This is a genomic window from Acinetobacter pecorum, assembly GCF_014837015.1.
GTDB lineage: Bacteria > Pseudomonadota > Gammaproteobacteria > Pseudomonadales > Moraxellaceae > Acinetobacter > Acinetobacter pecorum.
Genome location: NZ_JACSPT010000015.1, coordinates 50495 through 71430, shown reverse-complemented (window position 1 = coordinate 71430; position 20936 = coordinate 50495). Strand labels below are relative to the sequence as shown.

Sequence of the window (20936 nt, the reverse complement as noted above, 5' to 3'; positions counted from 1 at the left end):
CTACAAGGAGCCAGGAGGGCTAATTTTTTGAAGCGAGAGAAAAGATATTTCAGATTTATAGCTTTCAAAAAATGATCGCCATAGCTGAGAGTGAAATAATCTATTTTTAAAAAAGGATGTAGGCGAGTGCCTACATCCTTAAGATTTTAACGGGTTACTTTTTACCATTATATTTAGGCTGCTTTCTTTTAAGCTGCTTTAGTCACTTAGGATCAATAAATCTAACTAATAAAACTAATAAAAACGTTAGAGCGTACCTATGCACTTAGGGTGCTCTGTTAAATATCTACTTCATCCTGTGAAATAAGCCGGGCTTCTCATTTGATTCAGTCTGGCTCTATTGCTCCAGACTGCTTCTGAGCATCCAGGCCGTTTTTTCATGCACTTCCAGACGCTGGGTAAGAATATCAGCTGTCGGCTGATCATTTGCCTCTTCAATCGTTGAAAAAATACTTCTGGCGGTACGTGCCACAGTTTCATGTGCATCTACGAGTAAACGCAACATTTCGTCAGCAGTGGGTACACCTTCGACTTCCTGAATGGAAGTAAGTTTTACAAACTGTTTATAGGTGCCTGGTGCTGCAAAACCCAAAGCACGGATACGTTCAGCAATAATATCCAGTGCATTCCACTGTTCGGTGTATTGTGTCATAAACATGTTATGCAGACTGTTGAACTGAGGGCCGGTGACATTCCAGTGGAAATTATGAGTCATCAAATACAGGGTATAACTGTCTGCTAAGAGTCTAGACAAACCGTCGACAATTTTGGCGCGATCATCATGAGAAATCCCGATATCAATTTTCATTGCTTTAGATTCTTTTTTAGAAGAGGCCATGCTCTTACTCCTTAAAACTTAATGCGATACTGTGTATGAGAATAAATTCGGATGGATTCAAAAACCTGAGTCAGAAGATGAGGTCATCCCTATAACTGGATAGTTGATCTCTCTATGAGGAGATCGATTTAAGTGGTTATAAGTTATAGATATTAGATGAGTATGCAGACATAAAGTTTAGTCATTATGTATAAGTGAGACGTAGGAGTGTAACCATTTAAAAATGACCATTTTGATCACGTTTACTAGCTAACGAGTTAATTCTTTAAAGCAAATGGATGCTTTAAAAAGTCTTTATCATTTCAGAAGTATAATAATCTAGAGTGCTGATTTATGAGTAAAATCACGTATTCTTATACTTAATCCGACTTGCCCACATCATTGGAGTATTTCTAATATCTTATTTTAAATAAATGGTTTATGGGAAAATTTAAAACATAAATAAAGCGAGAGTTTATAAAAAAATAACACAACACTGTCTTAATTAAACAAGTGACTACAAACAATAATAAATCTTACTTCTAAATGCAGTTATGTTAGGACACAGGCGAAACCAATGAGCATTTCTGCAAGTCAAGTTTCTAAAAGTTAAAAAATCTTCCAGTCAGTACATTTAGTAGATGTGAGACTGCGGCAAGATTAGCTGTAGACGATTAACTTGCGAAGGTGAACTGGTCAAGCCAAGCGACATACAAGCTCAAGCGATTTTGAGACAGACAAAAATATCTGCACTAAACTCAAGCTCAGCAAGGAAAAAACATCATGAAAATTAAGGCCAATAGCCCTGCGTCTGGAAAAGACGGTTTAGATAAACAAAATACCAATAAAAAAAGTGAGCAGCTCGATGTATATCGTAGTGATGCTACCGAGCAGGCACTCACCACCAATCAAGGGGTTAAAATTTCCGACAACCAGAACAGTCTCAAGGCAGGCGTTCGCGGTGCCACCTTGATCGAAGATTTCATTCTTCGGGAAAAAATTACCCATTTCGACCATGAACGAATTCCTGAACGTATTGTGCATGCCCGTGGTGTTGGTGCACATGGTTATTTTGAGGCTTATCCGGGGAATGAAAAACTCACCAAAGCTAGCTTCCTGACCAATACCGACGTACAAACACCAGTATTTGTGCGTTTTTCTACTGTACAGGGACCGCGTGGATCAGCAGATACCGTGCGCGACATTCGTGGTTTTGCCACCAAGTTCTATACTGAAGAAGGTAATTTCGATTTAGTGGCGAATGATGCGCCAGTATTTTTCATTCAGGATGGCATCAAGTTCCCGGATTTCGTGCATGCGGTCAAGCCTGAACCACAGACCGAGATTCCTACCGGTGCCACTGCACATGATACTTTTTGGGATTTTGTCTCATTGGTTCCTGAATCTGCACATGCGGTCATGTGGGCCATGTCAGATCGAGGCATCCCACGTAATTTAAGAGCCATTCAAGGCTTTGGTGTGCATACTTTCCGTTTTATCAATGCCGAGAATAAAGCAGTTTTTGTGAAATTCCACTGGACCCCCAAACAGGGTCTCGCCCAGCTAGTCTGGGATGAAGCACAAAAACTGGCGGGTAAAGATCCGGATTTCCATCGTCGTGACTTATATGAAGCGATTGCCTCCGGTAACTATCCGGAATGGGAGCTGGGTGTACAGGTGGTTCCAGAAGAAGATGAGATGAAGTATGACTTTGACTTGCTGGATCCAACCAAGATTATTCCGGAAGAACTGGTGCCGGTGACGCCAATTGGCAGAATGGTACTGAACCGGAATGTAGATTATTTCTTCGGTGAAACCGAGCAGGTGGCATTCTGCCCGGGACATATTGTGCCAGGACTGGATTTTACCAATGATCCATTATTACAAGCACGTCTGTTCTCCTATACCGATACTCAGCTTAGCCGTTTAGGTGGTCCGAACTTCCACCAGATCCCAATTAACAAGCCGGTTTGTCCATTCCACAATAACCAGCGTGACGGTTTACATCAGCGTATTGTACATACCGGTCAAGCCAGTTATGAGCCGAATTCGATTGACAATAACTGGCCGGCTGAAACTCCGCCCGCAGCACAAGGCGGTGGTTTTGAAAGTTATCAGGAACGTATTGATGGACACAAGATCCGTCAGCGTAGCGAATCATTCGGCGATCACTTTAGTCAGGCCCGTCTTTTCTACCGCAGCCAGGCACCACATGAGCAAAAGCACATTGTCGATGCCTATGTCTTTGAGCTGAGCAAGGTAGAGCGCAAATATATTCGTGAGCGTGAAGTTCTGGAAGTACTCTGCAATATTGATCTGGACTTGGCTCAGCAAGTGGCTGATCAATTGGGTATTGAAATTCCGGCAGAGAAAAAAGCTGCAACATTGCCGGATGTGCAGATTTCACCACGCTTATCTTTCGAGGCATTCAAACCCGAAGATATTAAAGCACGAAAAATTGCCCTGCTGGTGCACGATAAAGCCAATGAGGCCACTATCAAAGCTGTTCAAGCTTGGGCAGAATCAGAAGGGGCTGTGGTCGATGTACTGACCCCAAAACCGGGTCCGGTACTGGGTCTGCAAGGTGATGTGATTCCTTCCGATGGTATGCAAAAAGCCGAGCCATCCATCGCTTATGATGCCGTGGTAATTGCTGACGGTGACAATTACGATGTGGTGATGAAAGACGGTGTGGCAACTCATTATCTGCTGGAAGCCTACAAGCATTTAAAACCAATCGTGTTCTTGGGCGATAAAGGCAAGCTGATTGAACATTTACGCTTGGTTAGCGATGAAGGAACCTTGGCAAGCGGACAGTTTGAAGCAGTCCAAGATAGCTTCAAGACTTTGATCCTGAACCATCGGGTCTGGGCGCGTGAAGCGATTGCGGAAGCGATTCCTGCTTAAACCACCCATCCTATTATGTTTGGAGGATAGAGGCTCCGGCTTCTATCCTCCCGGTTTTTATATGGACGAAGAGATGGTGAAACCGGATGTCAAAAAGTTGTTGGCACAAGTACAGCAAGCCAAATGGAGCAGAGAACAGGACATTTATCTCATTGAGCATAATCATTTGCCTTTAGCTGAACTCATGCAGCAACTCTGTTTCAATGAAGAGGAGATTAATGCAAGGCGTAAGGTATTAGGATTAATTACACGTTTGAAACAAATGCGTAAGCTTTCTCACTAACTGAAATAACTGACTTTAAAAAAACACAAAAATATTCTCCGAATTTTATGAGGAACCGCATGCATGAACCTCGGTTCAATATTACAAAGATTTGAAACTTCTCCTCTGGAGCTACAAGAAAAAATTCACCACACTTTAATGGAGCTGGTGGAGATTTCCGCTCAGGTGCCTTATCCCGCTTCTGGAGTTACCTTAAAACGCTGGCAAATACTCAGCCAGGTCTCAGCCAATAATCTGAGCTTGGGAAAACTGTTTGAATCGCATTTAGATGCTTTGGCCATTTTGCATGAACTGAATATTCCAGTCATGAAAAAAGGCTTATGGGCAGTATGGGCAGCAGAAGGTGGCCCCCGACCTTTAAAGCTGGAAGCAGGAAATCTCACCGGAATTAAGCCTTGGTGTTCTGCATCGGTCTGGGTGCAACACGGCTTGCTCACTTACCGTGATGAGCAACAACAATCCCAGTTACTGATTCTGGATCTGCAGCAAGAAGGCATTCAGCATTATCAGGATGCATGGCAGGCAGTGGGCATGCAACATACTTTAACTGCCAGGCTAGAACTGGATCAAGTCGAGGTGGAAAAAGTCGCAGCTCCGGATGCCTATCTAGATCGGCCCGGATTCTGGCATGGTGCCGCAGGTGTGGCCGCGTGCTGGTATGGCGCAACTGTCCGTTTGGCTGAGTATTTAAGGCAGACATTCTTGGTCAAACCGCATGCCTATAAAGCCATGTATCTTGGTGAAATCAGTCGGGAGCTTTTTGCAACACAAGCCTTATTTTATCAAGTTGCTGAATTAATTGATCAACAGCCGCAATACTCACATGAATTAAAGATTCGCAGTCTGCGTGCTCAGGTTGAAGCAACGGCTTTAAACGTGCTCACCCATGTAGGTAAGGCCCTAGGTGCTGCGCCGTATTGTGAGCATCCGCATTTCGCCCGGCTTGCAGCAGATCTTCCGGTATTTATTCGTCAAAGTCATGCCGCATTTGATTTGGAGCGAATTGGTGAGTTAAGCGCACAGGAGGAAGAACTATGGACATTATAAGACATAAGATTGTGGGTGATCGTGTCATCCATGGTGAAGGTACAAGGCTGGAAGAATGGCGTACCTGTGAGATTTTGCAACAGATGCCGGAATTCGATATTCCTCAGGTTATTCCACCGGATGCCAGAATCTGCATTATTGCACCTCATCCTGATGATGAAATTTTGGGCTGTGGAGGTCTGATTCAGCGTCTGGACAAACTGGGATATCAAATCGTACTTTTTGCCGTTACCAACGGGACGGCCAGTCATCCCGGCTCTAGTCTGTATACGCCCGAAGAGTTGAACCAGATTCGTCCTGCTGAAACGCGAGCAGCTTTAGAAGCATTACCTTTAAAACAGAATATTTTGCGGATCGCTTTAGACATTCAGGATGGCAAGGTGGCAGAACAGCGTGATTTGTTGCAGCAGCACCTGCAATCTTATCTGCAGCCGAATGATGTGTTAATTACCACATTTGTTCATGATGGGCATCCAGATCATGAAATTACAGGGCAGGTCACCCAGCAGCTGGCGACTGAGCTTAATTTGACCTGTATTCAGGTCCTGATTTGGGCGTGGCATTGGGCAACCCCTGGAGATACCAGAATTCCCTGGAGCGTCGCTCATCAACTCAGATTAACTGAAGAAGAACTGCAATATAAGTCTATAGCTGCGCGATGTTTTAAGAGTCAGCTCGAGCTTGACCCTACCACAGAACAAGTCGCTATTCTGCCAGAGCAGGCATTACAACGTCTTTTACAGCCCTGGGAGGTGTATCTGTATGAAAAGTAACACAGCCTATGATCAGGAATATTTCGATGCTCTATATGCTCTGAATCAGGGAGATCCCTGGCAATATGAACAGCGTTGGTATGAACAGCGCAAACGGCAGATTTGTCTGGCACTATTGCCGCAGTTGCGCTTTGAATCTGCAATTGAGATTGGTTGCAGCAATGGCGTCTTTAGTCAGGAACTGGCGCAGCGCACCGATAGCTTAATGTGTCTGGATGCTAACGATACTGCGATCCAGTTGGCCCGGCAACGTTTACACACTTATCCGCATGTACAGGTTTTACAGCGTATCGTGCCCGATAACCTGCCAAAACAGAAATTTCAGCTTATTGTGGTTAGTGAGATTTTATATTATCTGAACCCCACTGCACTGGACCAGGTACTGACATGGTTGCATACTGCATTGGAACCCGGGGGATGTATCTTGAGTTGTCATTGGCGCACGCCCATCTCAGGATATAGTTTGAATGGTGAAGATATCCATCAATATCTCAAAGTACATTTAAACTATACACATCATTTAAGTTTACAGGACTCCGATTTTTTAGTGGATCTCTGGCTAAATACAGCGCAATCTGTGGCAGAGCTGGAGGGTTTAAGATGAAAAAAATCGGTGTGGTGATTCCGGCCTGTAATGAGGAAGCTTATATTGAACGCTGCCTGCTGGCGTTAAAATCAGCACAGCTTTATTTTTTTCAATATTTTAAATCAATAGAGAATCTTCCTGAAATCCAGATTCTTGTGGTCCTGGACAATTGTACCGATAATACCGCGGTTAAAGTTCAGCAAATGGGTATTCAGGCCATCAGCTGCGATTTTCGAAATGTAGGCAAGGCGCGTCATCTGGGCGTTCAGCAGATGATCGGGCAGGGCTGTGACTGGATTTGCTGTACTGATGCCGATTCATTTGTACAGTGTGACTGGTTTCAGGTCATGTCACAGCATCAACCGACCGATGCGATTTGTGGCGTGGTGGAGCTGGATCAATGGGATCATTTAAGTCACAAGACCCGTCAGGCTTACCTGAGACATTATCAGGACAGTATGGGGCATCGGCATATTCATGGCGCAAATCTGTGTTTTAAAGCTTCAGCCTATGTGAACGTTAACGGTTTTCAGCAAATGGAATGTCATGAAGATGTTGACTTCATCCACCGTTTAGAAGAAGCTGGCGCCCAGATTGTCTGGTCAAATCAGCTCAGAGTCACGACTAGCAGTCGTCTTAGTTCAAAAATTAATGCGGGTTTTGCACATTTTTTACAAAACCTTGAGCTTATACAGGCTACAAAAAAAACGATCAGCCTATGCAAATAAAAACATAAAACTATAAATTTTATACAATCAGAGACTTGTAAAAAATCTCAAATTTTGTGTCTAAAAAGTATTCCATTTAAAATTATTCTGTTTATAATTCACACAAATTCAGCCCTGCATACTTATATATTTTAACTATAAGTCTGTGGGGTTTTTATATGGATGCTCGGTAATGGATGCCTGAACCCTCTTTTTTGGTAATACAATGTTCAATCAAACACTGCTTTCTCGAATTCAGTCTCCATCACCATATTTATGGCAGAAAATAGCGACTGCATTGTGCTTCTTCTGCTTGGGCTTTGGTACTGCGGCTTGGGCGCCGTTAATTCCATATGCACAGCAGCGCCTGTTATTAAATCATGCTGATTTCGGTCTGCTATTGCTCTGTGCCGGAATCGGTTCGATGCTGGCTATGCCACTGGCAGGCCGACTGGCCAATGCCTTGGGTTGCCGTGCAGTTTTAGCAGTGATTCTGAGTGCATTGATGTTCATTCTCCCTGCGCTGGCTTATAGCCCAAATCATATAATGATGGCTGTCAGCCTGTTTTTGTTTGGTGCAAGTGCTGGCGCTTTGGGTGTTACTGTCAATATGCAGGCTGCACAGATTGAGAGAAAACTCGGTAAAAGTTTAATGTCCGGTTTTCATGGGGTATGTAGTCTAGGTGGTCTGGCGGGGGTGCTGGGTATGACCATGTTGATGGGATTCGGACTGGCCCCTTTAAGCGGTGCGATCATTGTCAGTGGCATTTTGCTGCTTATTGCCTTAATTGCTGTTCCTTTTAGCTTGGGTGCTGAGTCTAAAACAGTGACAGATGAAGCATTGTCACCAGAACAGCCTGTGAAAAAAGCAGCACCGACCTTGGCGATTTTAGGCATTGGCCTGATCTGTTTTGTTGCCTTCCTCTCTGAAGGTGCCGCCATGGACTGGAGTGGTATTTATCTGAGCACTGAGTTCAGTTTACCAGCTGCACAAACCGGTTTAGCTTACAGTTTCTTTGCTGGCTTGATGGTACTGGGACGTTTTAGCGGACACTTGATTGTTAACCAGTTGGGTGAAAAAAATACGATTTTATTAAGTGCACTACTGGCGACCACCGGTTTATTGACAGTAGTGTTTGCACCAGTCTGGCAGGTAGTATTGGTAGGTTATGCAATTTTAGGCTTAGGTAGTGCCAATATTGTACCGCTGATGTTTTCCCGTGCAGGACGTCAAAAAACCTTGGCTTCACATGTAGCATTGTCTTATGTATCGGTATTTGCCTATACAGGTTCATTGATTGGACCAGCATTGGTAGGATTTGGCAGTGAAATGATTGGATTAAGTCTGGTATTTAGCGTCATTGCGATTGGCCTGTTGGGTATTACGATTTTGAATCATCTCACTGCAGAGCCAAGAGAAGTTCACCAAGGCGGAGATGCAGTTGCTCCTCTTCAAAATGAAACACCAGCTTAATGCTGGTGTTTTTTTAGGCTCAAAACTTAAGCCGTTACGCTGAACTGGGTTGACGCTCCGGTAGCCACAGGGCGATAGATCCGCAGACTTTGCGAGTTTTTCAGGTCAGTGATGAACTGATCACGCCAGCGAATAATATCGAAGTTTTTCAAGCCCTGATTTAAATACCGATAACGCTCTAAACGTTCTGATTTAGGCATGCGCAGCGCTTTTTTCAGGGCCTTGGCCATACTGTCGTGTTCATATGGATCCACCAGTAAAGCTTCTCTCATTTGTTCAGCTGCACCGGCATATTTAGACAGAATCAAGATACCGGGATCTAGAGGATCCTGTGCAGCAATATATTCTTTGGCAACCAGGTTCATACCGTCCCGGATCGAATTTACCCAGCAGATATCTGCCTTGCGATAGAGTTGCATCAAGGCTTCATGCCCTAAGGTGTCATAGCTGCAATCAAAAGGTACCCAGTCCGCTGTACCCTGCTGGGTATTAAGTTCCTGCACAGCAGATTTAAATTGCTCATACAGATTTTGGTAGGTTTTTACATCCAGCCGGCATGGGCAGGCTATTTGTAATTGCTGGAACTGATTTTTAAATTCTGGCTGATCTTCTAGCAGGCTCTGTAAAGATCCGATTTTTTCCAGTAAGCCTTTACTGTAATCAATCCGGTCAACCGAAATGATGGTTTTATAAGGCGGCGCTGTGTCGAGACTAAAGGGCAGCTTTTCTAGATGGGTATCTGAGGCCTGATTTTGTAGTTGCACAGGATGCACACCAATTGGATAGCATTTCACATGAATCTTTCGAGATTGATAATTCAATATTTCACTATGACGATGTTGGACTTTCAAGGTCTGTTCAAGGAACTGCAGACAATTTTCCTGATCGCGAGAAGTTTGTAGACCCACTACATCATAATTGGCTAAATGATGGGCCAGATCGCGATAAACAGGTAAAGTCTGCCAGAGTCTCAGTTCAGGAAAAGGAATATGCAGGAAAAAGCCAATACGGTTACGCATGCCGAGCTTACGACAATAATGCGCCACACTTAAAAAATGGTAATCATGGATCCAGATGATGTCATGAGGAGTGGCCACCTGTTTCAGGTGTTTGGCAAAACGTAAATTAACATCCTGATAAATTTTAAAATCCTGGGGCTGATAATCTATCAGTTGATGTTGATCGTGCATTAGTGGCCATAATGCATTATTGGCGAAACCGCAATAAAAACCCTGATATTGGGACTCGGTCAAAGGACTCGTATGATATTCAACATTCTGATGTTTCAGGATTTGAAATTTCTGTTCTTTAGCTTGTTCAACTCGGGATCCATTCCAGCCAATCCAGATACCGCCTATATCATGCAAAGCATCCTGCAAAGCAACCGCTAATCCACCTGCCTGGGTATTGTCTGCCTTGGGTAGATTTACACGATTAGATAACACTATGAGTTTTGACATGTAATTTCTCCAATAATAATTGTTGTTGTGCTTTCAATATTTCTAAGAATTCCGCAAGAAAAGCCTGCACCTGGGTTACCTTTTCAAGGCGATGGTGTGCCATGGTTTTGCCTGGGCCGACTTTGATGGAGCAGCCTTTAAGAGTATTGATGACCTTAAAACCGGCTTCGTCAGTCAGATCATCTCCGATAAAAATGGGGTAATAATCATTTAAATGATAATGTTGAATAATCTTTTGGATCGCTGCACCTTTATTTGCACCTTTGGGTACCAGTTCAAATACAAACTTTCCAGCCTTAAGTTCAAAATCTTGAAAGTGAGCGAGACAATCCAGGGCTAATGTGTGTACTTGTTGTTCTAAATAAGGATGTTCACGAAAATGTAGGGCGATAGAATAATCTTTAATTTCTATCCGAAGCTTACGAAAATCAAGGCACCGCTCATTAATGTGGTTTTTTAATAATTCAAACTGTCTAGAATTTAAATTAACTAAATTTGTTAAATGTGACTGATAGCATAATTCCAGACCATGAGAGCCGGCAATATTCCAGGTGAATGGATAAATGAGTTTTTGTGCTTGTGCAATTGAGCGGCCTGTCACTAATACCAAGCTAATATATTTTTGTAATTCTTTTAAGATATTTAAAGTTTCGTTCCTGATTATACTTTTTTCCGGGTCAGGGTGAAATTCAGAAATGGTCCCGTCAATATCAAGAAATAAAACTACTTTATGTGAATAAATAAAAGATTTGAGCTGGGTTAATATCATATGAGGTAATATATAAGAAGGGCTTACAAGTGAATCTTCTTGGTCTTGATCTGCCTTTGGAGTTGACATAAATATTACCTAAGCCTCTGAAATTAAATTTAATTAAAATTTAAAACCATTTGAATTGTCATTGGTTTAATTAAATTTATAGCATATTTCATTTAAAAGTCTGGCTTTAAGTGCAGAAACGAAACACTTTTAACAAATATTGTTACTTTGTAAGATTTAGAAATATTTAGATGAGGTGCTATTATTTTTAATTAAATTTAAAAATGGATTAAGAGGAATCTTTAATGCTTTTATTTAAATAGGATGGTTTTTTTGTTGTATTTTAATAATTGTTCCTATTATATTAATAATGAGTATTGTTTGGATAATAAATATATTTATTCAAGGATATATTTTATTTTTAAATATTTTTATTTTTTTAAGTATTAATATTTTTAAATTTTTTATTTAAAATAGTTTATTGATTAAGTTTATGAAAAATAAAGATTTTATATGTTAATGAATAATCTAGAAAAAGATTATTTACGGAAATAAATCATAGAAGAAGATTTTCATTATAAAATTTTTACAGATTAATTTTTTAAATTTATTTAGCTGAAGCAGCCTGGTAAATTGAGAGTCAAGGTTGATTTTTTCATTCTGGTCTATGTATTTTACCATAAGGTATAAATATTTTGAGAAAAGGCAAGTTTGTAAACTGTTATTTGTCGACCATAAATAACTTGAAAGTTCTCATTCTTTAGATGAGGAAAAGCAGTTGGATAAAGTTGTGCTAAAGAGACAGGAGTGATGCAATGGACTTTTTAGGAAAATAAAGTTAACAAAAAAGATCAAAAAATGACTATTTCTAATTTTTTACTATTAATAAATAAATGAATTTCATAAATATTTTTTGAAGGAATGAATAACTTTAGAATGAGTATATGCAGGGCATTACAAGCGAGAGAATAAGTTTTAAGAAATAATGAATAAGCTATGAGAGGGAGGCTAAGTTGGGGGTCGTACCATTTAAATTAAAGCGCCAATACCTGATACAACCCAATCATCAACATGGGGGGAGGGGAAATACTCAGATTTCTCTCCAGACCTCATTTTCGTCTTTTAAAGGAATTGTAAAGTTAAAATCATCATCATTACTCACCAGAAGACTGGTTGGAGTCTGCATGACAACTTTCAAAACAGTGCCAGCTTCAAAAATAATAGGATCGCAGTTTTCCTTTCTTAGCGTCACTGGTTTGAGTAATTCAATTACCGAACTTTCCATAGCTTTTCCAAAATAAGATTACTTTTCGATAATTAAATCATAGCATGATTTTTGAAAATTTAACCATTTCTTCAAAAAACTGAGAACTCGATCAATGACTTGTTTAAGTAAAGAGAAATACGGCCATTCAGAGAGGAATCTCCAGAAGACATGCGGTATACATGATTTTCAACCCACTTTTTCAGAGTATAGATGTATTAGATTTTTTACAGAAACCCGACAAATAATAAAAATAAAAAATTTGGCAGAGGGAAAAGTTCAAAAAAATTATGATCTTTGTACTTTTTACTCCCCTACTATGAAGAGTTAGCGGGTAGTAACTGAGAATATACGAAAAAGAATTATCATGCAGAGTTGACAGCTAAAAATAAGCTTTCAGAGAACAAGTATCCTCCTGTCTTTTACACTAAATTTAAAAATAATGCTTTATAACAGTAAAAATCCGCAATAAGAATAAAATATGGATTATTTGAATGACCAAAAAACATAAGGAGAGCTGTGTCGGTATGTTTAAGTCATTTTTCCCACAACCCGTCTGGTTTTTTAGTAGTCTGATTTTGTGGTTTATCATTAATCTTGTGCTTTGGCATAGTGGCGGATCAGGATGGGGCGTTTATCTGGGTTTCCCTGAAGGCTCTCCTGATGAAAAACTTACGATAGGCATCGGTCGTTTCTGGTCGGACCAATTTATCTGGTTCTATCTCTGGTATTGCATTGCGACTGCTATATTTGCCCTGTTCTGGTACTGGAAAGCCAGACATCCATGGCAGCGCTGGTCAGTCTGGGGGTCGGCATTTATCCTGTTTAATATCTGGTTCGGGGTGCAGGTAAATGTGGTATTAAACGAATGGTACAGTCCGTTTTATGACCAGATCCAACAGATGCTCACCAAAGGCGGAGGTGATGTGTCATTGCTTTATCAAGGGGCATTAACCTTTATTTATATTGCAATAGTTTATGTCACTTTGGCTGTATTTAACCTGTTTTTTGTCAGCCATTACGTCTTTCGCTGGCGTACCGCGATGAATAACTATTATACCGCGCATTGGGAGCAATTACGCCATATTGAAGGTGCATCGCAGCGTATCCAGGAAGATACCATGCGTTTTGCTAAAACTACGGAACAGTTGAGTGTTTCGCTGATTGAAGCACTTATGTTACTAATGGCCTTCCTTCCGATCTTGTCTCAGCTATCTAGTCACGTGAAGGTCTTGCCAATTGTGGGAGAAATACCACATGCTTTAATGTGGGCCTCAATCGGCTGGGCACTCTTGGGTACGATCATTTTAATGGTTGTAGGAATGAAACTGCCAGGACTGGAGTTCAATAACCAGAAAGTTGAGGCAGCATATCGCAAAGAGCTGGTATATGGCGAAGATTATGCTGATCGGGCACATCCGCTGACATTACAAGAACTGTTTAGCCGGATACGCTGGAATTATTTCAGGCTGTATTTTCATTATGCTTATTTCAATATGGTGCGGATCTGGTATTTGCAGTTAGACAATATTTACGGATTATTTATTCTGTTTCCAAGTATTGCGGCGGGTGCTATTACGCTGGGTTTGATGATGCAAATCCTGAACGTGTTTGGCAAAGTCCGCGAATCTTTCCAGTATTTGATATTGTCATGGCCTACCATTATTGAACTCATGTCAATCTATAAACGTTTGAAAGCATTTGAATCACATATCGATTAATTTTTTCTCATATTATTAGTGTACTTTATCAGCCAAACAGAGTTAAGTTTGGCTTTTGTTTATTGTGATTTAGTTCACAAAATCCAATGGAAAATAACGATCCAACCCTAATCTGAATGAACCGGAAAAATAGTTGTAGAACCTCCTAATATTGGGGTATTCAATTATTTTTTTCTTGGCTAGAATCCTAATGGCCAGCCAAGATGGTGTTTAATTTCCAGTGGTTCACGTATAAAAATAAAAAATGTACGTTGAGGAAATTATTCTTATGCTGATCTTGTTCAGGCAATGCTATAGTGGATAAAAGGTAATTTTTATTACACATAATAATAAAGCTCTGTAGCGTTATCTGAATAAGCCGCCGAAGAAGGAATCACCGCCTTCTTCGGTTTTTTATGTGTTTTTTCTTTCTTTTTCTTGAGTCCTATATAGTATTGTTTATTATTTGATCTGGGTTAATAATGATACTTGTGTCAATTTTTATCATGTGAAGCTTGGCACAATTAGCAGACTTGAGACGGATATGTATTTTTTTACCGTTTAAATTTTATAATTATCAATATCTTGTGTTTATGGTTTTGTGCTATTTTCGCTTTGTTATACAGGGGTTTGGGGTTGAGATGTTTGCTGAGAAGCTAAAAGTAATTATTCTAATAATAGGGGTAGCGAGTTTAGTCGGTTGTAATAGCATGAACCGGTTGAAAACAGAGGTTTTACATCCTTTTGCCAGTCCTGACGAGCTAATTGCCAAACGGGCTTTAAATCAACGTGATGGTAGTGCAAAAGATTATATTTATCTTTGGGGGCAAGCACAGAAAAATAATACCACTCAGGCGATGTATCCTCGGTCCATACTGACGCAATATTGTCATGAACAGGGCGGTAAATTTTCTCTGCTGTACAAAAGTACTTTTAATGCTGTAGCAGATGTGGCTCAACGCAAACGATTGAGCAGCAATCGAGGTGTTGTCCAGGGAAGTGGTGCCTATCAGTGTCGTATGGATGATCTGACAGAAAGCTGGATTGTTTCGATTGAGCCGATTTCTGAGCGGCAGGTTGATAAAACCAGCCAGACGCGCAGTGTTCGATTACTCACCCAACTTATGAGTCTTTCCAAAGCCCAAAATTTTTATCGTCCTAAAGCCAAGCTTGCAGCTGAAAAAAATATGGCTTCCTCGCTCAAAAATACCACTACTAATAAAGCTTCTGCTGCAAAGAATACCAAGGAACTTAAAGAATTAGCGGTCAAAGATATGGAGAGAAAAGAAGTAGAGCGCAAAGAATTAGAAAGAAGAGAGCTGGAGAAAAAAGAAGCAGAAAAAAGACAGCTGGCAGCATCAGCTCGCGCTGTGGTGGCAGAAACACCTCAGCAACAACAGATGAAAAGTTATGTGGCGGCACGTCGTGATATTAACAGCGGCAAGAATCTTAACAATGCCTGTAACAACGCACAGCGTGCCTATAATTATGGAAAATTGCAGGGTACAGAAGGGACACGTGTCTATACTGAATCAGGGATGCTGGTCGCGCGCTGCCTGAACAGTATTCCGGTCTATGCCAGCCGTTTCCCGAATGCTAAAGCTCAATCCAAGCGGATTCTGCAAAATTTAGCCAATAACTATAATCATAGTGGTGCAAAAAATATGTTAAGACAGATCAAGTAACTTTAAGATCTTTTCGTGAAAATTTTAGTGCCTGAAAAAGAGAGCGTGTATCTCTTTTTCAGGCGATCGAAATGAAAAATAGTTTGATTTATGCTTATAAGCACCAAGATAGAGAATATTAAAAATAGCTCTAAAACTGATAAAATATTTTGCTTTTATGGGGTTAGAAAAATGAATAATGACTGCTATGGTGATATTAAAAAATTTAGCAGGCCAGAAATAAAAAGAAGCTTTCATATCAGGTAGTAGTCATTATCGGGAATTTATTTATTATTTCTGTTGATTAAATTTAAGATTATTCAACCATATATAATGAGTTATATTGGTACATCCTTTGCTTAAAACTATTCAGTTTTGAATATAGAGGACAATGCGTTAAAAAATAAAAAACCAATTGATTTCAACCATATAAAATAATGAGATTTATCGCTTGAGAAAATATATTTTAAGTCACTTGATTTTTATGGGTGCATTTATAGCTTCACCAATGAATCATGCAGTGACTACGACTTACTTAAAGTCAGCAATTGATCTTAGCTCTATTGATAGGACAGTAGACCCAAAGCAGGATTTTTATCAGTTCGTAAATGGAAACTGGCTGAAAACTGCAAAAATTCCTGAAGATCAGGCCCTATCAGGTGCATTTGCCGAATTGAGTATGAAGTCAAGTCATCAGTTATTTACCATTTTTAATGAACTGGCTAAAAAGCAGCATCCGCAAGGCAGCAATGAACAAAAAGTCGCAGATTTATACGCCAGTTATATGGATAGCAAACGTCTGGAGCACATTGGGTTAGCAGGATTACAACAAGACTTGCAGCGGATTGAAAATATCAGGACTAAAAAAGATCTGGCAGAATTCTTTGCCTATGCAGAAAAAATTGACCTGAACTTGCCATTTTCTACCGATTTTCATCAGGACCGAAAAGCGTCTTCAAGGGCTTTGATGTTTGTGGGGCAGGGTGAATTGGGCATGCCTGACCGTGATTTTTATCTGAGCGAGCAACCACGCCACCAAGAACTTCGGAATACTTATCTGCTGTATGTTGCCAATACCTTAAATTTTGCCGGTCAGCCCAAGCCGATTGAAGATGCACGCACCATCCTGGCTTTGGAAAAGGCATTGGCAAAAATTAGCTGGTCAGCCACGGAGTTACGCCATGATGAGGTGAAAACCTATATCTTTGCACCTAAAAATGTTATTACCTTCATGCCTTCTTTTGACTGGATGAGTTATTTTTCAGAACTAGGCCTAAAAGGTATAGGAAAAGAGGTTGCTATCTCTCAGGTTGATTATTTACGACAACTGGACGAATTATGGAAGGTCATTCCGATCGAAACCTGGCAAACCTATTTGAAATTTAATTTGATCAACAGTTATTCACCATATTTAACTGAAGTTTTTCAGAAACATTATTTTGACTTTTATTATACTGCTTTAAATGGAATCCAAACGCGTTCTCCACGTGATGTATCTGCTCTTGAACTGACCAACGGCATTTTAGGGAATATTCTTGGCAAGCTTTATGTAGAAAAGTATTTTGATGAAACACAACGCCCGGCCATGCTGGAAATGGTGGAAAATATCCGTAAAGCATTTCATCTAAAACTTGATCAAGCCAGTTGGATGGGAGCGGATACCAAAAGAGAAGTGCGCCATAAACTGGATAGTATTAATGTCAAAGTTGGCTATCCAAAAACATGGCGCGACTATTCAGCCTTGGAAATTCGTAAAGATGATCTGATCGGAAATATCCAGCGTACCCGAATATTAAATTTTCAACGTGAACTGGACAAGGTAGGACAGGCCATTGATCCGGAAACCTGGTACATGTTGTCGCAATCGGCAAATGCCTACTATAACGCCCAACTCAATGAAATCGTGCTACCAGCGGCAATCTGGCACCCTCCATTTTATTATGATACAAGCCATGATCCTGCGGTCAATTATGGGGCCATAGGCGCTGTGATTGCACATGAGATTAGTCATGGTTTTGATGATAAGGGCAGTCATTTTGATGCAAAAGGTAAGGGTGGAGAAAAGTGGAACGAGCATGACCGTAAAAAATTTAATGAACGTACCAAAGCCTTGGTCGAGCAATATAAACAGTATGAAGCATTACCCGGATACAAGGTAAATGCTGAATTAAATACAAGTGAAAATATTGCAGATAACCTGGGGTTAGGTGTCGCACATATGGCTTATAGATTATCCCTTAAAAGTCAGCCAGCACCTGTCATTGATGGCTTTAGTGGGGATCAGCGCTTTTATATGGGTTGGGCACAGGTATGGCGCAGCAAGAGTAATCCTGAATATCTGTTGAATAGTCTGAATCTTGCCCTCCATGCCCCGGAACCCGTGCGTGGAAATGGCGCTGTACGTAATCAACAGAGTTTCTATGAGGCTTTCGAAATTAAAGAAGGTGACAAGATGTATTTACCTCCAGAAAAACGGATATCCATCTGGTAACAGAATGAGAAAAATAGGTCTGTCAACCTGAAAAGAAACATGCCTGTTTTTCTTGAAAAAGAACATTATGTAGAGCAAAAACCTGTTTCAAAACTGGCATATATGCTGCTTATAAAGACTTAAGTGTTCGATGATGAAATCCACACATATTGATAACTCAACTGCGCAATGAAGCGCGAGGATAACAAGCTTTGAAAGTTTTTCTAAAATCCGCCCTGGTAAGTGCCTTGCTGGCAGTTTCCTCTGCAAATTATGCTTCCGATCAAACCGTTGTTACAGCACTTAGCTCAGGGGTAAGCCAACAGCATTTTAATAAAAAAATTGCACCACAACAGGACTTCTATCAGCATGTGAATGGTCACTGGCTAGACAATGAAGAAATCCCTGCTGATATGCCAAACTGGGGTGCATTTACCATTTTGCGTGAAAATTCGACCCAGCAGTTGCATGATATTGTCGAAGAGTTAGCAAAAAGCAAAGCTGCTGTGGGTAGCAATGAACACAAGGTCGGTAGCTTATATGCGAGCTATATGGACACTGACACTTTAAATCGTAAAGGTCTTGAACCATTGGCGCCTGAGCTGAATAAAATTGCAGGCATTAAAAATCAAAAAGATTTTACTTTAGTCTTGGCAGAGTTTGCTAAACAACATGTCACAACACCGTTTGATTTTGGTGTGATTCCAGATTTAAAAAAATCTGACCAGCATGCATTGTTCTTTGGTCAATCTGGTCTAGGTTTACCTGACCGAGATTATTATTTAAAAGACGATGAAAAACTAAAAAAAGCCCGTGAAGCTTATGAACAGCATATTGTTAAAGTATTGACCTTGGCGGGTGAATCACAAGCGGATGCTGCCAAACAAGCGGCATCAATTTTGGCACTTGAAACTGCCATTGCCAAAATTCAGTGGGATAACGTGCAAAACCGTGATTACGAAAAAATGTATAACATCTATACATTAAAGCAATTACAACAGTTAACCCCGGCATTTGATTGGAAAACTTACTTTAAAGCGACTAGTTTAGATAAGAAGGCAAAAACCTTTATTGTGACGCAAGAAAGTTACTTTAAAGACCTTAATACTATCTTAAGCAGTACACCACTAAGCGTTTGGCAAAGCTATTTAAAATTCCATGTTATTAATGGCAGTTCACCCTATTTAAGCCAAGCTTTTGCTGATGCAAACTTCGATATGTACAGCAAAACTTTACGCGGTGTCATGGAGCAGCGTGCACGTTGGAAGCGTGGTGTGGACTTAACCAATACCGTACTCGGTGAAAGCTTAGGTCAAGTTTATGTGGCGAAGTATTTCCAACCTGAAAAGAAACAGCGTATGGAAAAATTGGTCGACAACTTGATGTTAGCCTTTGAGCAAAATCTGTCTCAACTTGACTGGATGGGGGCAGAGACCAAAGCACAAGCGCACCATAAGCTCAAAAACTTCCGTGTGAAAATTGGTTATCCAAACCAATGGCGTGATTACAGCAAGCTTGAGATTAAAGAGGGTGACCTGATTGGCAATTTACGTCGTGCAAACGATTTTATGTATGACATTCAGCTCGGTAAACTGGCTAACCCCGTCGATCGTGAAGAATGGCATATGACACCACAAACGGTAAATGCGTATTACAACCCAATGGGCAATGAAATTGTTTTCCCAGCAGCCATTTTACAACCGCCATTTTTTGATATGGATGCCGATGATGCTGTGAACTATGGGGCGATTGGGGCAGTGATTGGGCATGAAATTAGCCATGGCTTTGATGACCAAGGCAGTCGCTTTGACGCTGATGGCAATATGAAAAACTGGTGGACTGAAGAAGACGAAAAAAAGTTTAAAGAGAAAACCAAAGCTTTGGTGGAGCAATACAACAGCTATGAAGCGTTGCCGGGTTATTTCGTAAACGGTGAGCTGACTTTAGGTGAAAACATTGCTGATAACTCTGGACTTGCCGTGGCGTATAAAGCATATCAGTTGTCACTAGATGGTAAGCCAGCACCGGTGATTGATGGTTATACGGGTGATCAGCGTTTCTATATGGGTTGGACGCAAGCATGGCGTGCCAAAGTACGTCCAGAATTGACCCTGCAATTGTTAAAAACCGACCCACACTCGCCAGCACCGATTCGTGGTCGTGCAACATTGCTGAATCAAGACCCATTCTATGAGGCTTTTGGCGTGAAAAAAGGCGACAAAATGTATTTGGAAGCGGATAAGCGCGTGAAAATCTGGTAAGCATATTATTGGATGAATAGATCCTGAAAAAATCCTGATAGATGTCAGGATTTTTTTATGCTTGATAGTCGGTTACAGACTCATAACAGGTTCGCTGCCCTTTTCCATGCTACAAAATAGTGTTTTGTTCAAGCAGATTGAACGGGTAAAAAAGGAGAGGGTTATGGGCGTGAAAAGTTTATCTGGTCTTCGTGCATTTTTCATGGCAACCGTATTATTGGGTGTAACTCAGCTGACATTGGCTGGTCCGACAGTCAACCAGCTCAGTGACTGTTTGATGAAATCCACTACAGCCACGGATAAAACCACGGTCTTGCAATGGACCTTTGTGGCATTGGGTAATCATCCGGACTTAAAGGCTTTTAGCAATGTAACCGCTACTCAAAAGGAAGCATTAGACAAGAATCTGGCGACGGTGTTGCAGCGCATTTTAGTTGAGCAATGTTCAGCACAAACCAAGGCGATGATTCAGGCTGAAGGTTTACAGGCAGTTGGAGACAGTTTTCAGGCTTTGGGCAAAACCACAGGAGAGGAAATTTTAAAGAATCCTGAAATCAATAACCAGCTCAAAGGTGTGCTGCGTTATATCGATTTAAATCGTGTGGTACAGACTTTTTTGACACCGGATTTGCTGAATAAGGTGGGACTATGAACTGGGATTCTTAATCACCTCTCCCTAACCCTTTCCTAAGAGGAGAGGGAACTTTCAATACTAAATTTATAACGGCAAATAATTTGTAATGAAAGCTCCTTCTCCCTGAACGAG

At 40.8% G+C, this 20936-nt stretch carries 16 protein-coding genes; 12 read left to right on the top strand and 4 right to left on the bottom strand.

Going from position 1 to position 20936, the window contains the following annotated elements:
• Positions 1 to 337 precede the first annotated feature (337 nt).
• Positions 338 to 838 (bottom strand): Dps family protein, encoded by a 501-nt coding sequence (locus H9629_RS11565; RefSeq protein ID WP_064095732.1) that lies wholly within the window; start codon positions 836 to 838, stop codon positions 338 to 340.
• Between the two features lie 762 nt (positions 839 to 1600).
• On the opposite strand from H9629_RS11565, the gene katE reads away from it, so the two are divergent.
• From katE to H9629_RS11530, 7 genes are all read left to right on the top strand, one after another.
• On the top strand, positions 1601 to 3724 hold the full coding sequence (gene katE, locus H9629_RS11560) for a catalase HPII (RefSeq protein ID WP_191731116.1): 2124 nt from the start codon (positions 1601 to 1603) through the stop codon (positions 3722 to 3724).
• 73 nt (positions 3725 to 3797) lie between these two features.
• Positions 3798 to 4007: a hypothetical protein gene (locus H9629_RS11555; RefSeq protein ID WP_191731124.1), complete on the top strand. Its 210-nt coding sequence runs from the start codon at positions 3798 to 3800 to the stop codon at positions 4005 to 4007.
• Between the two features lie 63 nt (positions 4008 to 4070).
• The gene (locus H9629_RS11550) at positions 4071 to 5054 is read left to right on the top strand and encodes an acyl-CoA dehydrogenase family protein (RefSeq protein ID WP_191731115.1); all 984 of its coding nucleotides are present in this window, start codon (positions 4071 to 4073) and stop codon (positions 5052 to 5054) included.
• Positions 5042 to 5827 carry a PIG-L deacetylase family protein gene (locus H9629_RS11545; RefSeq protein ID WP_191731114.1) on the top strand — a complete coding sequence of 262 codons (786 nt, stop codon included), beginning with the start codon at positions 5042 to 5044 and terminating at the stop codon, positions 5825 to 5827. Before H9629_RS11550 ends, H9629_RS11545 begins: the two co-directional genes overlap by 13 nt.
• Positions 5817 to 6431 carry a class I SAM-dependent DNA methyltransferase gene (locus H9629_RS11540; protein ID WP_191731113.1) on the top strand — a complete coding sequence of 205 codons (615 nt, stop codon included), beginning with the start codon at positions 5817 to 5819 and terminating at the stop codon, positions 6429 to 6431. Before H9629_RS11545 ends, H9629_RS11540 begins: the two co-directional genes overlap by 11 nt.
• Positions 6428 to 7141: a glycosyltransferase gene (locus H9629_RS11535; protein ID WP_191731112.1), complete on the top strand. Its 714-nt coding sequence runs from the start codon at positions 6428 to 6430 to the stop codon at positions 7139 to 7141. The genes H9629_RS11540 and H9629_RS11535 overlap by 4 nt, the downstream gene beginning before the upstream one ends.
• 205 nt (positions 7142 to 7346) lie before the next feature.
• Complete coding sequence (locus tag H9629_RS11530; protein ID WP_064095726.1) at positions 7347 to 8594, top strand: MFS transporter; 1248 nt, start codon at positions 7347 to 7349, stop codon at positions 8592 to 8594.
• Positions 8595 to 8620: 26 nt separating this feature from the next.
• Here the strand turns inward: H9629_RS11530 and H9629_RS11525 are convergent, their stop codons facing one another.
• The 3 genes from H9629_RS11525 to H9629_RS11515 all read right to left on the bottom strand — a co-directional run bounded on the left by H9629_RS11525 (position 8621) and on the right by H9629_RS11515 (position 12096).
• Complete coding sequence (locus H9629_RS11525; protein WP_191731111.1) at positions 8621 to 10054, bottom strand: trehalose-6-phosphate synthase; 1434 nt, start codon at positions 10052 to 10054, stop codon at positions 8621 to 8623.
• On the bottom strand, positions 10029 to 10892 hold the full coding sequence (otsB, locus tag H9629_RS11520; protein ID WP_144724642.1) for a trehalose-phosphatase: 864 nt from the start codon (positions 10890 to 10892) through the stop codon (positions 10029 to 10031). The genes H9629_RS11525 and otsB overlap by 26 nt, the downstream gene beginning before the upstream one ends.
• 1009 nt (positions 10893 to 11901) lie before the next feature.
• Positions 11902 to 12096, bottom strand: a complete 195-nt coding sequence (locus tag H9629_RS11515) for a hypothetical protein (protein WP_064095723.1) — start codon at positions 12094 to 12096, stop codon at positions 11902 to 11904.
• A gap of 506 nt (positions 12097 to 12602) precedes the next feature.
• On the opposite strand from H9629_RS11515, the gene sbmA reads away from it, so the two are divergent.
• The 5 genes from sbmA to H9629_RS11490 all read left to right on the top strand — a co-directional run bounded on the left by sbmA (position 12603) and on the right by H9629_RS11490 (position 20822).
• Entirely contained in the window at positions 12603 to 13796 is a 1194-nt protein-coding gene (gene sbmA, locus H9629_RS11510) for a peptide antibiotic transporter SbmA (protein WP_191731123.1), read from the top strand.
• A gap of 689 nt (positions 13797 to 14485) precedes the next feature.
• Positions 14486 to 15460, top strand: a complete 975-nt coding sequence (locus tag H9629_RS11505; protein WP_064101599.1) for a hypothetical protein — start codon at positions 14486 to 14488, stop codon at positions 15458 to 15460.
• A gap of 463 nt (positions 15461 to 15923) precedes the next feature.
• Positions 15924 to 17930 (top strand): M13 family metallopeptidase, encoded by a 2007-nt coding sequence (locus H9629_RS11500; RefSeq protein ID WP_225215798.1) that lies wholly within the window; start codon positions 15924 to 15926, stop codon positions 17928 to 17930.
• A 191-nt stretch (positions 17931 to 18121) separates the two neighbouring features.
• The gene (locus H9629_RS11495) at positions 18122 to 20170 is read left to right on the top strand and encodes a M13 family metallopeptidase (protein ID WP_191731109.1); all 2049 of its coding nucleotides are present in this window, start codon (positions 18122 to 18124) and stop codon (positions 20168 to 20170) included.
• Positions 20171 to 20333: 163 nt separating this feature from the next.
• Positions 20334 to 20822 (top strand): hypothetical protein, encoded by a 489-nt coding sequence (locus H9629_RS11490; RefSeq protein ID WP_191731108.1) that lies wholly within the window; start codon positions 20334 to 20336, stop codon positions 20820 to 20822.
• The last annotated feature ends 114 nt before the right edge of the window (positions 20823 to 20936 follow it).

What these genes read in the sequence shown, in the direction of transcription:
- H9629_RS11565 (WP_064095732.1), bottom strand. Translation starts at nt 838, where the DNA reads ATGGCCTCTTCTAAAAAAGAATCTAAAGCAATGAAAATTGATATCGGG.
- katE (WP_191731116.1), top strand. Translation starts at nt 1,601, where the DNA reads ATGAAAATTAAGGCCAATAGCCCTGCGTCTGGAAAAGACGGTTTAGAT.
- H9629_RS11555 (WP_191731124.1), top strand. Translation starts at nt 3,798, where the DNA reads ATGGTGAAACCGGATGTCAAAAAGTTGTTGGCACAAGTACAGCAAGCC.
- H9629_RS11550 (WP_191731115.1), top strand. Translation starts at nt 4,071, where the DNA reads ATGAACCTCGGTTCAATATTACAAAGATTTGAAACTTCTCCTCTGGAG.
- H9629_RS11545 (WP_191731114.1), top strand. Translation starts at nt 5,042, where the DNA reads ATGGACATTATAAGACATAAGATTGTGGGTGATCGTGTCATCCATGGT.
- H9629_RS11540 (WP_191731113.1), top strand. Translation starts at nt 5,817, where the DNA reads ATGAAAAGTAACACAGCCTATGATCAGGAATATTTCGATGCTCTATAT.
- H9629_RS11535 (WP_191731112.1), top strand. Translation starts at nt 6,428, where the DNA reads ATGAAAAAAATCGGTGTGGTGATTCCGGCCTGTAATGAGGAAGCTTAT.
- H9629_RS11530 (WP_064095726.1), top strand. Translation starts at nt 7,347, where the DNA reads ATGTTCAATCAAACACTGCTTTCTCGAATTCAGTCTCCATCACCATAT.
- H9629_RS11525 (WP_191731111.1), bottom strand. Translation starts at nt 10,054, where the DNA reads ATGTCAAAACTCATAGTGTTATCTAATCGTGTAAATCTACCCAAGGCA.
- otsB (WP_144724642.1), bottom strand. Translation starts at nt 10,892, where the DNA reads ATGTCAACTCCAAAGGCAGATCAAGACCAAGAAGATTCACTTGTAAGC.
- H9629_RS11515 (WP_064095723.1), bottom strand. Translation starts at nt 12,096, where the DNA reads ATGGAAAGTTCGGTAATTGAATTACTCAAACCAGTGACGCTAAGAAAG.
- sbmA (WP_191731123.1), top strand. Translation starts at nt 12,603, where the DNA reads ATGTTTAAGTCATTTTTCCCACAACCCGTCTGGTTTTTTAGTAGTCTG.
- H9629_RS11505 (WP_064101599.1), top strand. Translation starts at nt 14,486, where the DNA reads ATGAACCGGTTGAAAACAGAGGTTTTACATCCTTTTGCCAGTCCTGAC.
- H9629_RS11500 (WP_225215798.1), top strand. Translation starts at nt 15,924, where the DNA reads ATGGGTGCATTTATAGCTTCACCAATGAATCATGCAGTGACTACGACT.
- H9629_RS11490 (WP_191731108.1), top strand. Translation starts at nt 20,334, where the DNA reads ATGGGCGTGAAAAGTTTATCTGGTCTTCGTGCATTTTTCATGGCAACC.